The sequence below is a fragment of the Roseateles chitinivorans genome (assembly GCF_050632145.1).
GTDB lineage: Bacteria > Pseudomonadota > Gammaproteobacteria > Burkholderiales > Burkholderiaceae_C > Roseateles > Roseateles chitinivorans_B.
In genome coordinates, this window is the sequence record NZ_CP192577.1 from 3,122,621 (window position 1) to 3,137,081 (window position 14,461).

General features: G+C 68.1%; 9 protein-coding genes and 1 pseudogene. 3 read left to right on the forward strand and 7 right to left on the reverse strand.

The annotated features are described in order from the left end of the window. Positions 1-2 precede the first annotated feature (2 nt). The 3 genes from ACQ86G_RS14440 to ACQ86G_RS14450 form a co-directional block, all read right to left on the reverse strand. Complete coding sequence (locus ACQ86G_RS14440; RefSeq protein ID WP_431261401.1) at positions 3-4,619, reverse strand: Ig-like domain-containing protein; 4,617 nt, start codon at positions 4,617-4,619, stop codon at positions 3-5. Between the two features lie 445 nt (positions 4,620-5,064). Continuing rightward, entirely contained in the window at positions 5,065-5,826 is a 762-nt protein-coding gene (locus ACQ86G_RS14445) for a hypothetical protein (RefSeq protein WP_431261180.1), read from the reverse strand. Positions 5,827-5,870: 44 nt separating this feature from the next. Next, the gene (locus ACQ86G_RS14450) at positions 5,871-7,097 is read right to left on the reverse strand and encodes a hypothetical protein (RefSeq protein WP_431261181.1); all 1,227 of its coding nucleotides are present in this window, start codon (positions 7,095-7,097) and stop codon (positions 5,871-5,873) included. A gap of 327 nt (positions 7,098-7,424) precedes the next feature. Between ACQ86G_RS14450 and ACQ86G_RS14455 the strand changes: the two are divergent. From ACQ86G_RS14455 to ACQ86G_RS14465, 3 genes and pseudogenes are all read left to right on the forward strand, one after another. After that, positions 7,425-8,073, forward strand: a pseudogene (locus ACQ86G_RS14455) (ParA family protein). A gap of 62 nt (positions 8,074-8,135) precedes the next feature. Further along, positions 8,136-8,588, forward strand: coding sequence for a MaoC family dehydratase (locus tag ACQ86G_RS14460; RefSeq protein ID WP_431261182.1), 453 nt, complete (start codon positions 8,136-8,138; stop codon positions 8,586-8,588). Positions 8,589-8,915: 327 nt separating this feature from the next. Then, a complete protein-coding gene (locus ACQ86G_RS14465; protein ID WP_431261183.1) occupies positions 8,916-9,656 on the forward strand; it encodes a response regulator in 741 nt (246 codons plus the stop codon). A 128-nt stretch (positions 9,657-9,784) separates the two neighbouring features. On the opposite strand, the gene ACQ86G_RS14470 is transcribed toward ACQ86G_RS14465, so the two are convergent. The 4 genes from ACQ86G_RS14470 to ACQ86G_RS14485 form a co-directional block, all read right to left on the reverse strand. Next, positions 9,785-10,627, reverse strand: a complete 843-nt coding sequence (locus tag ACQ86G_RS14470) for a segregation and condensation protein A (protein ID WP_431261402.1) — start codon at positions 10,625-10,627, stop codon at positions 9,785-9,787. Between the two features lie 83 nt (positions 10,628-10,710). Next, on the reverse strand, positions 10,711-10,914 hold the full coding sequence (locus ACQ86G_RS14475) for a DUF3460 family protein (RefSeq protein WP_331614960.1): 204 nt from the start codon (positions 10,912-10,914) through the stop codon (positions 10,711-10,713). Between the two features lie 70 nt (positions 10,915-10,984). After that, entirely contained in the window at positions 10,985-13,030 is a 2,046-nt protein-coding gene (gene metG / locus ACQ86G_RS14480) for a methionine--tRNA ligase (protein WP_431261184.1), read from the reverse strand. Between the two features lie 54 nt (positions 13,031-13,084). Then, complete coding sequence (locus ACQ86G_RS14485) at positions 13,085-14,077, reverse strand: bile acid:sodium symporter family protein (protein WP_431261185.1); 993 nt, start codon at positions 14,075-14,077, stop codon at positions 13,085-13,087. Positions 14,078-14,461: the final 384 nt, after the last annotated feature.

Genomic DNA, 14,461 nt, shown 5'->3' on the forward strand with positions numbered 1-14,461 from the left:
GATCAGAGGATGGTGCCGTTGCTGATCAGCGTGTGCAGGTCGGTCGAGGCCAGCGTCACGCCTGTCAGGTAGATCTGCTGCACCACCTGCCCCGGGCCCGCGCCGTCGATGTCGATGCGGATCAGCGCGCCGGTGGTACCCGCGTCGGAACCGCCCAGGCCTTGCGGCGCTTGCGCGTTGTTGTAGACGTGGATCCATTGCGAGAGGTCGTCTGTCGGCCCCTTGCGCCCCTCCAGCATCGTCAGCAGGGACAGCTTGTCCTGGTTGCCGCTTGCCGTGCCGAAGTCCCGGATCACGTCCAACGCGCCAGTGGTGCCCGCGTCGCCGCGGCGCCAGACGAAGGTGTCGTTGTCGGTTCCCGCGTTTGTCGAGCCCCCGCGGCCGTACATCACGTCATTCCCGCGGCCGCCGACGATCGTGTCGTTGCCGTTGCCGGCCATGATGTAGTCGTTGCCGTCGCCACCGTCGATGGTGTCGTTGCCGACGCCCATGGCCTGGGTGAACATGCGGTTCTCGCCGTTCCCGGCGCCGGGGCCGTCGAGGAAGGCGTTCCTCGCTGCCGCCACGGCGCTTGCCGCCGAACCTGTGTTGTCGTATTGATGCAGCGTCGTGTTGGGCGCGCCATCGAACTCCGCCGTGTAGCCGGTTCCGGCGCCGACGCCGGCCCCTCCCCCGCCGGAGGTACGGCTGCTGCCCCAGTCCGTGGCGCCTCCGGCCTGGACAGCACCGAGCGTGGTTGACCCGCCGGTGGCCTGGGTTCCCCCGGTTCCGCCCCCGATGCCGCCGATGACGCCAGCGGACCCCGCCCCGTTGCCGCCGCCGCCGCCCCCGCCGCCGTAACCGCCTTGTGAGTCGGCGGAGCCGCTGAAGCCGTCGCCGAAGATGATGTCGTCCCCATCGCTGGCGGCGATGCTGTCCATGCCGCCGCCGGCGGCACCGCCCACACCCGTCGCGGACATGCCGCGGCCGGCGCCGCCGCCCGATCCGTCGCCGAAAATCAGGTCCGCATGTGTGGTGCCGAGCAGCTGGTCCGTGCCACCCGCGCCGGCGTTTCCAGTGGTCACCTGCAGATTCAGCACGGCACCTGCGGAGCCGGATCCGGAGCCGTCACCGAACACCGCGATGCCCGTGCCGTTGTGGATGGAGAAGTTGAGCGAACCGCTCATCGATTCCGTCGTGGCGCTCGGCTTTGTCACCGTGAAGTCGACGTCGGCGAACACCCCGCCGGATAGGAGACTGGGGTTGTCCTGGCCGTAGACGATGCTCACATGGCCGTCGATCACCTGCTGCAGCGTGACGACGGTGCTGCCGTGCTGGAGCGTGCCATCGATGGCGATGGTGACGTTCACGGTGTTGCCGAAGGTGATGTTGACGTCCCTGGGCGTCGGGTCCGTCAGCCCCAGATGCGCCGCCGACAACTGATCGCCCTTCGGCGACAGGTTCGGTAGCAGGCTGTCGTTGACATCGGTATTGGCCAAGGTCCGGCCGTCCAGTTCGATGGCCTTGGCCGGCGCGAGGGTCGGCAACGAGTGATTGACCGTCAACGTGAAGGGCGTGGCCGCGCTGGCGTTGCCCGCCGTGTCCTGGGCGATCACGCGCAGCGTGTGCATGCCTTCGGCGAGGGAGACCTGGGCATTCGCCGGCGTGCCCGCCAGCGCACCGGAAGCGATCTGCTCGCCGGCATCCATGATCTGGTTGCCATTCCTGTCGTCGAACACGATGAACTGGGCACCGGCTTCGCCGGCGATCTGCAGCGTGAGACTTTCCAGCGCGGTCACCTTGTCGCCGACCACGCCCGTGTCGCTGCTGGCCGCCAGTTGCACGGTCGGCGCTTGCGGCGCCTGCTGGTCCAGCGTGACCGCCAGATCGTCGCCCGTCGCGCTCTTGCGGCCCAGCACGTCCACGGCGTAGGCACGGAGGTGGTTCACGCCTTCGACGAGATGCGCGTCGACGCTGCCGTGCGTATCGGGCGCCGTCAGGGTGACGGCGCCCACGGACTCCCCGGTATCTTCCTTCCCGTTCTGGTTGAAGTCGTTGAAGACCTTCACCGTCGTGCCGGGCGTGCCGTCGACCAGGATCGACACGGTCTTCTTGCTGGTGACGAGGTCGCTGTTGCTGCGACCGGTGTCGTCCGCCGCCGCGACGCCCAGTGTCGGAGGCGCGACGGCCGTCGCGGCCACCGAGAGGGTCTGGATGGCCGACACGCTGCGGTTGCCCGCGACGTCGGTCGCCACGACCCGCAGGTCATAGCTGCCATCGGCCAGGGCCATGGCGCTCGCGACCTCGTCTCGATCGCCGATCTGCAGATGGCCTGCCACCAGCACCTTCTCACCGTCATCGATCTGGCCGTTGCCGTTCTGGTCCTCGAAGACGCTCACGTGGCTGCCCTTCTCGGCGGTGAGCTCGAACAGCGGCGTCGCCGTCGTCGAGACCGGCTGGCCGTTGAGCGTCGTGCTGTCGGGCCCTCCCAGATCGGGTTTGCCCACGGTCGGCCCGGTCCGATCGACGACGATCGTCCCCGGCGCGGAAACGCTGCCGGACAGACCGGTGGCGTCCTGCTGGTAGGCCCGCAGGACGTGGCGGCCCTCCGCCAGGTTGAAGACCAGGGACGCCTGGACCTCGCCGTCCTGCACCTGGGCTTGCGCCAGCAGTTCGCCGTCGTCCTGCCTGCCATTGCCGTTCAGGTCATCGAACAGGTGGACGGTGTTGCCTGCGTCGCCGGTCACCTGCACGTGCAGCGTCGAGCGGTTGGTGACCATGTCGTCGGCGCGGTCGCCGGTGTCGTCCGTGGACGCCAGGGACCATTGCGACGTCGGGATCGGCTTGGCGAGGATGCCGATCGTCTGGATGTCGGAGACGCTGCGGTTGCCCGCCAGATCCGTCGAGATGACGCGCAGGTCGTGGCGGCCGCCGCCCAGGGCAATGAGGCTGTCGACCTCGTCCTGGCTGCCGAGCTGCGTGTGGTCGACCAGGACCGGCTCGTCCGCGCCCTGCGCGCCGTCCGCGTTCAGGTCCTCGAAGACGACCACGCGGGCGCCTTTCTCCGCGGTGATCTCGAAGGTCGGCGTCGCGTCCAGCGACACCGGCATGCCGTTGACGGTCAGCGGGTCGGTGCCGCCCAGCCCCAGCGTCGCGCGAACGGGGGCGGTCTTGTCGACCAGCACGACCTCGGGCGTCGACAGCTCGCTGGTGAAGCCATTGGCGTCCTGTTGATAGGCCATCAGCACATGTCGACCCTCGGCGAGGCTGGCCGCCAGCGACAGCGGCACGCCCGGCTGCGCAGGAGCCGCGGCCTGCCCGATCAGTTCCCCATCGTCCTGTTGGCCGTTGCCGTTCAGATCGTCGAACACGACGAGGGTGTTGCCCGGCTCGCCGCCGACCTGCAAGTGCAGCAGGGACTTGCTCGTGATGCCATCGGCGTTGCTGACGCCGGTGTCCTCCTGCGGCAGCAGGTCGATCCGGGGCGCAACGATCGGCGTGCTCGCCACGCCGACGTCCTGGATGGCCGAGACGCTGCGGTTGCCCGCCAGATCGGTGGTGACGACCCGAAGCGGGTGCAGACCGTCGCCCAGCGCGGCGGTGCCGGCAACGGTGTCCACCGACCCGGTCTGGACGTGGGAAGCCAGCGTCGGCTCGTCGGCATCCTGCACGCCGTCGCCATTCCGGTCCTCGAAGACGGTGACCCGGCTGCCTGTCTCCGCGGCGATCGAGAACGTCGGCGTTGCCACCAGTGAGAACGGCGTGCCGTGACGCGTGACCTGATCGGGGCCGGCCAGCAGCAGTTTGGCCGCCGCGGGGGCGAGCGTGTCGACGACCACCGCGAGCGGTGCCGAAGCGGCGCTCGTCGAGCCGTCCGCATCCTGTTGATAGGCCAGCAGCTCGTGGCGACCTTCGGTCAGCGCCACCGCCACGGTCGCCTGCGAGGCGCCGGCCTGCACCGGGGCGTCGCCCCGTGCCTCGCCGGCGTCCAGCCTGCCGTTGCCGTTGAGGTCCTCGAACAGGTGGACCGTGTTGCCCGCGCTGCCGGACACGGAGACATGGACGAGCGAGGACCGGGTGATGCCGTCGTCCGACTTGGCGCCGGTGTCGTCGGCCGCGTCCAGGCGCGCGCTGACCACGGGAAGCACGTTGCCGACCGCGACAGGGTGCGACTGCTCGGCGCCTGGAAGCGCGACCGCGACCGCGTTGCCGCCGGCGTCCACCAGCCTGTCGGTGGCATCGGTCTTCAGGCCGAGCACGCTCACCGTGCCGGCGGCCGCATAGTCGACCGGCTGCACGACGTACTCGAACACCAGCCGGCCATCGGCCATCGTGGCCGCGTAGGCGGCCTGGACGACATGACCGCCGAGGTCGAGACCGACGGTCGGCGACCCCACGACGAGTGTCGATTCATCCATCGACAGGGTGATCCTCAGCTTGTCGCCGGCCGTCAGCTTGCCGGACTTGTCGTCGCCATGGGCGTCCATCCCGCTCAGCGTGATGCCGGTCGTCACCGGCGCGATCACGTCGGCGTTGGCGTTGGCGTTGGCGTTGGCGTTGGCGCCGAAGGCCTTGTTCAGGGTGGCACGGAGTTCGTCCGTGCGTGCGGCGTCGGGCAGGGCGTTGAAGGCGAGGGCCATCTGGTCGGACAGCGGGACCGGGTCCGGCGCGCCCGCTTTCCAGTGGTAGGTCGCACCGGAGGTGTCGAGCTGGTCCAGCAGGCGCGCCAGCGCGGCGTCGTCCCCGCCGTCGCTCGATGCGGCACCGGACAGCAGCGCCAGGATGCGCCCGTAGTCGTTCGCACTGATGCTGACGCCTCCATCCTGCCTGATCACCGGACTGGCGATCTTCGTGGTGATGTCCGCATCGCCCAGGCCGAGCAACTGCGGCAAGGCCGTGTTGGCATGCGTGACGGCGGCGCTGTCCGCGGGCGCCTTGCCATCGGCCGGCCCCAGCACCCGGACCGCGAGCTCGGTGACCGGCGTGACGTTGACCTGCAGCTGGGATTCGCCCGCGCGTACCGTGGCGGCCCGCAGCGGCGAGACGAGGTCCTTGCCGGCGTGGGAGGCTTCGTCCAGGTAGTCGTCATTGGCGCCGGTGTTGGAGACCGTGACCAGCAGGGCACCGGTGTAGGCACCGTTCAGACCGCCGATCTGGTAGCGACCGTTCGCATCCACGGTCGACGCGCCCAGCACGCGGCCGCTGGTGTCGCGGACCTCGACGCGAAGGTCGTTGCTGGCCAGCACCGGTCCGGCCGTGATCGTGCCGAAGATCGAGAACGTGTCGGCGGGCGCGGCGGGCGAGACGGCAGGCGCCGGCGGGGTCGGGGCGGCCGGGGTGGCCGGGGTGGCCGGACTCCCTCCGCCCCCTTCGAATGCCCCCCGTGGCCAGGGCCAGCAGGCCCCCGCCAGCAGCGACGATGGCGGCCCACGGCGCCCAGTTCTCCGCGAATCCTTTCGGCGGCGGAGCGGTCGGGACGATCGGGCTGTCCACGGCCTTGGCGGCGTCCGCGACTGGAGACGTGCCGCCGTTGACCCAGACTGCCGCGTCTTCGGGCGGCGGCGTGCTGACGGCCACGGAGGCCAGATCGCCGATCTCCATCCTGCCGGCCTGGCGCAGCAGGGCGCTGCCGGCCACGTCGGTGTCGTCGAACTGAACGGTGAACTCGGGGTCCATCATGGCGCGGATCGCACCGTCAGGCACCACCGCCGTCTTCCCGGACTTCAGGACGATCACGAGGTCCGTGTCCATCAGTCGGATGTTGTGGACGTCGGACATCGACGCCTGGACTTTGATGACGGTTTTCTTGCCGGGCGCGCCGGCGGGGGCGAGGGGAGAGGTGGCCATGACGAGGGTTCAGGAGGCGTTGAGGATCAGCAGGCTCGCGGGGACTAAGCGGTCGCGGAGGCGGTGTTGCCGGCTGGCGTGTCGTTGGCGACGTTGCCGGGCTCGAATCGACCGCACTGGTCGAGTTGCAGTGCCAGGACCGAGCGCAGGCGGCCGCCCACCTGCTCGAAGGACTGTCGGCAGTCCTGAAGGGCTTGCCGGAGGTCGATGTCCTCGTGCGAATCCCTTGCCGCGGATTGCGTCATCAGGGCCTGCATCGCGGCGCTGGCTTCGGCCACCCGCTCGACATTGCGGGCCTGGTCGCGCAGCGACACCAGCAGCGCCTGCGAGGTGGCGGCTTCCTGCTCGCGCAGGCGGCCGAGTTGATCGTTCATCTGCGACCACGCGTCCAGCCACAGCTGCGGGTGGCGCAATCCGGCCAGCGCGGCCGCCTGCTCGTCGAGCTTGGCGGTGAGCGATTGCAGGGCCGCTTCGAGACGTTCCGCCGCAATGCCCTGGCAGGCCGGCGCGCAGGCCGGGTTCGACGGGGCCAGGGGAATGCCGGCAAAGGCGTCGAAGATCGCGTCATGCACCGTGGCGTTGACGCGCAGCCGCGTGTTGTTCACGGCGACCAGCGTGAGGCCGAGGACCAGCGACCCCAGCAGTCCGTACAGCGAGGCGATGAAGGCGGTGCCCATGCTCTTCATGGGTGCCTGGAGCTTCAGCAGCATGCCGCTGAAGAGCGCGGCGGGATCGCCGCCGGACGCCGCGCTCATGCCGGAGAAGAGCTGCGCCAGGTCTTCCAGCGCGCCCAGCAGCCCGATGAAGGTGCCGACCAGGCCCAGTCCCACCAGGGCTCCCGCGATGAAACCCGGCAGGGACAACCGCTCGGCATAGGCCGTCTCGGCCGCCTCCAGCCGGCGCTCCAGTTCCTGCCGGTTCATTTCCTTCGGATGGACGGCGTGTTCCGTCACCAGGGCATACGCATCGCGGAAGGGAGAGGCCCGTCTCGTGAGGCTCAGGCGGGATGCGAAATGCTCCGGAGGCAGGTGGCGCCACGCGCGGGCCGTCTGTTCTTCCCCGATCATCTGGTGCAGGGCAAGCCACGCGAGGACGGTGGCGGCCACGAGCGCGCCGAGGATGACGTAGACCAGGGCAGGGTGCGGCGTGCTTGCGATCGAGTGGAGGATGTCCTTGCCGAACCACAGCGCGCCGCCCCCTGCGACCAGGGTGAAAGGCCAGGCCGCGCGAATCCAATCGCCGGCAATCATTGGTTTTGAACGGGTATTCATGGCGGTTGCGTGTCAAGGGTTCAGGGACTGTCGGCCGCGTCAGTGGCCTGGGGATGCCCTCCTGAAATGGGCATTCGATATCCGAGCGAAATCGTTCGGAGTGATTCTTGGCGGCTGTGGCCGGTTGGTAAATTGCAGATATTTGTGAGTGCGCGCGGAGCTATTAATTGGTTCTTGCCGGCGACCTACTTAATAGTTTTAGGACTCCTGACTCACGGGTCCTCCGGAGGACGCTGGAATGAGCGGAGGTGACGATGGGGCGCCGAAGGCCCGCCAGCGAATCACCTAAGATGCCGGCGCGTCGTCAGCCGAACGGAGGTGTCTGCAATGCCGGTGATCCTGGTGGCCAATCCCAAGGGGGCGTGGGCAAGAGCACGCTCGCCAGCAATATCGCCGGGTACCTGGCACATCGCGGCAACGCCGTGATGCTGGGCGACATCGACCGTCAGCAATCGTCGGCGCGCTGGCTCGCGCAGCGCCTGCGGCGCTGCCGGCGATCCGCGGGTGGGAACTGGCCTCGACCGAGCAGCTGCGTACCCCGAAAGGCGTGTCGCACGCGGTGCTCGACACCCCCGCCGGGCTGCACGGCAAGAAGCTGGCACAGGCGCTCAAGGTGGCGGACCGCGTGGTGGTGCCGCTGCAGCCCAGCCTCTTTGACATCCAGGCGACATACGACTTCGTGCGCGAGCTGCAAGATGCGGCCCAGGATCGCGGCAAGGCCGGCGGACTCGACATCGGCCTGGTGGCGATGCGTGTGCGCGAGGGAACGCTGTCGCAGCAGCAACTGCACCAGTTCATCGAGCAGCTCGGGCTGCCGCTGCTGGCCGAGTTGCGCGATACCCAGAACTATGTGCAGCTGGCCGCGCGCGGGCTGACGCTCTGGGACATCGCCCCGGGCCGCGTGGCCCGCGATCTGGAACAGTGGCAACGACTCTGCGCCTGGCTGGACCGGCCGGGGAAGGCGGGCAAGGACTGACCCCTTGCGCGCTCGCTCCCGGACCCGCCGCGCTGGAGACCTCAGGACGACAGGAGACCGGGATGCGGATGTTCGAGAAGCTGGAAGACCTGACGCCCCTCGTGGGCCAGGAGATCGGCGTGTCCGACTGGATCGCGGTCGACCAGCCGCGGATCCAGGCCTTCGCCGACGCGACCGAGGACCAGCAGTGGATCCACACCGACCCGTCGCGCGCTGCGGAAGGCCCCTTCGGCGCCACCATCGCGCACGGTTTCCTGACGCTCAGCCTGTTGCCGCGTTTCTACGAGACCGCCTTCCGGGTGAGGGAGGTCCGCATGGGGATCAATTACGGGCTGGACCGGGTGCGGTTCCCGGCGCCGGTGCCCGTCGGCAGCCGGCTGCGCGGGCGCTTCGTGCTCAAGCGCCTGGAGCCGGTCGAGGGCGGCGTGCAGATGATGGTCGAGGTGACCGTCGAGCGTGAGGCCGGCGGCAAACCGGTCTGCATCGCCGAATCGCTGACACGGCAGTTCCGCTGATCGACTGCCGATCGACCCGCGCCGCCACACCGGCGGGATCACAGATGTCCGGGCGGCAATCGCCCGTCGATGGCGTTTTCATCATTTCCGACGCCTCATTTATCTGCCGACACACTCGACGGACAGCCCTCACACATCGATACCGCGATGTGCGAATACAAAATTCTCAGTTTGCCAATAGAACTTTCTACTGTTTCTGATGCCACCGTAAGGGGAGTGCCGGCCCGGAAGCGCCCGCCTATGATCTCGACTTCGTTCGAAAGTTATTCGGTATGGCCGGTGGGGAGGCTCCCTCGTCGCAGTCCGACCATCCAAGGAGAGACGCCCGTGAGGGTTTTGCTGATCGACGACCACCCGCTGATCCTGGCCGCGCTGCAGACCGTGATTCAAGGTCTGGGAGAAGACGTGCAGGTGCTGGGCGCCGACAGCGCGGCTCAGGCGCGAGACACGCTGAAGTCGCGCCAGGACTTCGACCTGGTGCTGTTGGATCTGAATCTGGGCGATGCCAGCGGGTTCGACGTGCTGGAAGAATTCCGCGCGCAATATCCGTCGCTGCCGGTGGTGGTGATCTCCGCCTCCGACCGCGCCAGCGACGTGATCCGCGCGATCGACCAGGGCGCGATGGGATTCATCCCCAAACGCACCGGCAACGACGTGCTGGCCCAGGCGCTGAAACTGGTGATGTCGGGCGGGATCTACGTCCCGCCGATGTCGCTGGGCTCCGACGTGGCGCCGGAACCGGAGCCGGTGGCCGTCGCCGAGGCCGCCCCGGGCAACGCCAAGCTGAACCAGGTCCAGGCGCTCGCCAGCCAGGCCGGCTACCAGACCACGGCCGGGCTCGAAAGCCTGCAGCTGACGCCGCGCCAGACCGATGTGCTGGCGCTGCTGCTCCAAGGCAAGCCGAACAAGATCATTGCGCGCGAACTCGGCGTCTCGGTCGAGACGATCAAGGATCACGTCGCGGCGGTGCTGAAGGCGCTGGGCGTCAGTTCGCGCACGCAGGCGGTGCTGGCGGTGGGACAGATGGTCCAGCGGCAGCCGAACGCCGCCTTCACGACATTCCGCTGAGACCGCCTTCTGCTGAGGCGGTGCCCACGCGCTGCCCTTGCCGAAACGACAACGCCGGGCTTGCCCCGGCGTTTTTCATGGCTGCGCCGGGCTTGCCCTGGCGTTTTTCATGGCGGCGGCGGGCGGTCTCAGCTCGGCGCGTAGGCCAGGCGCACGTAGATCGGCGCGAAGGCTTCCGCCTGGGTGATCTCGACGAGGCGCTCCCGCGCCAGCTCGAGCATCGCGATGAAGGACACGACCAGCACCTGCGAGCCCTTGTCCAGCTCGAACAGGTCTTCGAACTCCACGAAGCGCGCGCCTTGCAGCCGGCGCAGCAGGTGGGACATGTACTCGCGCACCGAGAGCTGTTCCCGCGAGATCTTGTGATGCTGGTTGAGCTTGGCGCGCCGCATCAGGTCCGCCCAGGCCGAGCGCAGGTCGTCGACGTGGACGTCCGGCAGCTGCGGCGCGAGCGACTGCTCGATGTGGATCTGCGCCCGCAGGAAATCGCGGCCCAGCACCGGCATCTGGTCGAGCCGCAGCGCGGCCTGCTTCATCTGCTCGTACTCGAGCAGACGGCGGACCAGCTCCGCGCGCGGATCCTCCGGCTCACCGCCGTCGTCCGTCTTCTTGGGCGGCAGCAGCATCCGCGACTTGATCTCGATCAACATCGCGGCCATCAGCAGGTACTCGCTGGCCAGCTCGAGGTTGTGCTTGCGCAGCTGCTCGACGTAGCTGAGGTACTGCCGCGTCACCTCGGCCAGCGGGATGTCGAGGATGTTGAAGTTCTGCTTGCGGATCAGGTACAGCAGCAGGTCCAGCGGCCCCTGGAAGGCCTCCAGGAACACCTCCAGCGCATCCGGCGGGATGTAGAGGTCCTGCGGCATGGCGAACAGTGGTTCGCCGTACAGCCGGGCCACGGCGACATGGTCGACCGCGTCAGGCGTGGAAGCGTCGCCGCCCTGATCCGCCGGAGGATCCGGCAGCGTCAGGGCGGTGTCGCGATGGTCGTCAGCGTTGCTCACGCAGGGAACGACGGGCGGGCGGCGAGGTCGGCAGGACCGGCGGCGTCAGATCACTCGGACTTGGTCTGGTAGACGTAAGCCTGCTGCGACACGCGCGCGTCGTTGTAGCCGGCCTGCGCCTGGCGGTCTTGCTCCCGGTCCCACAGCAGGGCGCGACCGGCACGTTGCTCGGCTTCCAGCGTCGGCTTCTTGGCCTTCAGTTCGTTGATGAACTGCGTGGCTTCGGATTCGTATTTCTTCCAGAACAGCGGCATGGTCGTCTCTTGATCGAATGTTCGAAAACTGGGATGGATTCTAGGCGGTCGGCGTCGGCTGAACCTGGGCTCAGCGCACGCGCATGCCGGGCTGGGCGCCGGGGAAGGGTTCGAGCACGAAGATGCCCGGGTTCGCCTTCTCGTCCGCGTGGCTGGCGGCAAGCACCATGCCTTCGGAGACGCCGAACTTCATCTTGCGCGGCGCCAGGTTGGCGACCATCACGGTGAGCTTGCCCTCGAGCTGCTCCGGCTGATAGGCGCTGCGGATTCCGCTGAACACGTTGCGCAGGCGTCCTTCGCCGACGTCCAGCGTCAGGCGCAGCAGCTTGTCCGAGCCGTCCACCAGCTCCGCCTTCACGATCTTGGCGATGCGCAGGTCGACCTTGGCGAAGTCGTCGATCTTGATCTCGGGCGCGAGCTCCTCGCCGCCGGGCACGACCTTGGGCGGTGCGGGCGGCTCGAACAGCGCTTCCAGCAGCTTCGGGTCGACGCGCTGCATCAGATGCTCATAGCCGCCGATCTTGTGCGCGCCCAGCGCGCGGTCGGCGTCGGCGAAGGTCATCGGCGCGACCTGCAGGAAGGCCTCGACCTTGGCGACCAGCGCCGGCAGCACCGGCTTCAGGTAGATCGACAGCAGGCGGAAGGCCTCGATGCAGACGGTGCAGACGTCCTGCAGCACCTGGTCCTTGCCCTCGAGCTTGGCCAGGTCCCAGGGCTTGTTCTGGTCCACGTACTCGTTGACGCGGTCGGCCAGCAGCATGATCTCGCGCAGCGCCTTGCCGAACTCGCGGGTCTCGTACAGCTCGACGATCGTTCCCTTGTGCGCGCGCAGGCCGTCCAGCAGCGCACGGCCCTCGACGCCGACGTCGGCCGACAGCTGTCCGCCGAAGCGCTTGGACAGGAAACCCGCCGCGCGGCTGGCGATGTTGATGTACTTGCCGACCAGGTCCGAATTGACGCGGGCGACGAAGTCCTCGGGGTTGAAGTCGACGTCCTCGACCTTGCTGTTGAGCTTGGCGGCCAGGTAGTAGCGCAGCCACTCGGGGTTCATGCCCAGCGACAGGTACTTCAGCGGATCCAGGCCGGTGCCGCGGCTCTTGGACATCTTCTCGCCGCCGTTGACGGTCAGGAAGCCGTGCACGAACACGTGGTTGGGCGTCTTGCGGCCGCTGAAGTGCAGCATCGCCGGCCAGAACAGCGTGTGGAAGTAGGTGATGTCCTTGCCGATGAAATGGATCTGCTCGGTGGACTCGTCCTTCACGAACGCGTCGAAGTCGCGTCCGGTCTTGCCGAAGTAGTTCTTCAGCGAGGCCAGGTAGCCGATCGGCGCGTCCAGCCAGACGTAGAAGTACTTGCCCGGCGCGTCGGGGATCTCGATGCCGAAGTAGGGCGCGTCGCGGCTGATGTCCCAGTCGCCCAGGCCGCCGTTGCCGTCCTCGTCCTTGGTGAACCACTCCTTGATCTTGTTGAGCACTTCCGGCTGCAGGCGGCCGGGCGCCTGCGTCCACTGCTCCAGGAACTCGACGCAGCGCGGGTCGGACAGCTTGAAGAAGTAGTGCTCCGAGCTCTTCATCACCGGCGTCGCGCCGGTCAGCACCGAGAACGGGTTCTTCAGCTCGGTCGGCGTGTAGACCGCGCCGCAGACCTCGCAGGAATCACCGTACTGGTCCTTCGCGCCGCACTTCGGGCACTCGCCCTTGATGAAGCGGTCGGGCAGGAACATCGACTTCTGCGGGTCGAAGAACTGCTCGATGGTCTTCACCGAGATCAGCTCGTTGGCGCGCAGCGAGCGGTAGATCTCCTTTGACAGCTCGTGGTTCTCCGCGCCGTCGGTGGAGTGCCAGTTGTCGAAGCTGATGTGGAAGCCGTCCAGGTACTGCTGGCGGCCCGACGCGATGTCGGCGACGAACTGCTGCGGGCTCTTGCCGGCCTTCTCGGCCGCGATCATGATCGGCGCGCCGTGCGCGTCGTCGGCGCAGACGAAGTGCACCTCGCTGCCCTGCATCCGCTGGAAACGCACCCAGATGTCGGCCTGGGTGTACTCCATGATGTGGCCAATGTGGAAATTCGCATTGGCGTACGGGAGGGCGGTGGTGACGAAGAGCTTGCGGGTCATGGCGCTTTTCAGGGCTGCAGGGGGCCCCGGGGGACTCCCGGGGAACCGACCATTTTAGGCGCCGGAAACCGCCGCCGGGCGCGCCGCGTAACGCTGGGCCAGCCACGAGCACAGGATCAGCTGCAGCTGGTGATAGAACATGATGGGCAGGACGATCACGCCGACCGCCGGATGCGCGCCGAACAGCAGCTTGGCCATCGGCACGCCGGAGGCCAGCGTCTTCTTGGAGCCGCAGAACACCGCGGCGATCTCGTCCTCGACCGACAGCCCCATCGCCCGCGAAGCCAGACGGCTCAGCACGATCACCGCGGCCAGGAACAGCGCCGCGCCCAGGGCGGCCTTGACCAGCAGTTCCGCGCCGTGGTCGCGCCACAGGCCCGAGGCCACCGAGTCGCTGAAGGCCGACAGCACCAGCAGGATGATCACCCAGCGGTCGATCAGCGTGATCCGCGACTTGTAGCGCGTGTAGAAGCCCAGCAGCAGCGGGCGCAGCAGCTGACCGGCGACGAGCGGCAGCAGCAGCAGCTGGGTCAGCTTCCAGACCGCCTCGCCGAAGGGCAGGGTGGCGCCGCTGGTGCCCGCCATCAGCGCGACCAGCAGCGGTGTCAGCACGATGCCCAGCAGGCTGGAGACGCTGGCGTTGAAGATCGCGGCCGGCACGTTGCCCTTGGCCAGCACCGTCATCGCGACGGACGACGAGATCGTCGACGGCAGCGCGCAGAGGTAGGCGAAGCCCAGGGCCAGGTCTTGCGGCAGCCAGCGGCCGAACAGGGCGCTGAAGCCCCACCACAGCAGCGGGAAGAGCGCATAGGTGCTGAGCTGCACCAGCACGTGGACCTTCCACTTGAGCGCGCCGTCGCGCAGCGCCGCGGCGGACAGGCCCAGCCCGGTCAGGAAGAACACCAGGGCCACGCCCCAGTTGCTGACGACCTCCAGCCGCAGCAGGCCGCCGCTGCGGCCGAGTTCGGGCCAGAAGCTGGCCAGCGCCACCGCGCCGACGAGCGCCAGCAGAAACCATTCCTTGCGGAACCAGGACCGGATGCCCATCGCCAACCTTTCGCCGGCGCGGGGCCGGCACGTCACAACCATCGGGAGAAACAGGGACAAGGCCGGGACTCTAGCGGGACCGTGACTTGCCCACCTGTCACTGGCCTTGCCGCCCGCCGATTTCGCCGCCTGCCCGACCGCTGGTCGCCCCGGATGTCGGATTCATGACGCGGCCTGGTGCATCCGTGACGGTCCTCGCACAGTCGGGCGGACCGACGACCGGCAGATTTGACCGGACTTGTAACCGGCAACGGACCTGTCGCACGGTCCAGACACCCTCCGGCATCCCGCCGAAGAGGTACTCGACCTCGTCCGGCGGTTCAAGGAGTCACGCTAAATGCTTGATTTCAAAGACCCCGGAAAGCTATCCACCGAGACTGTGGA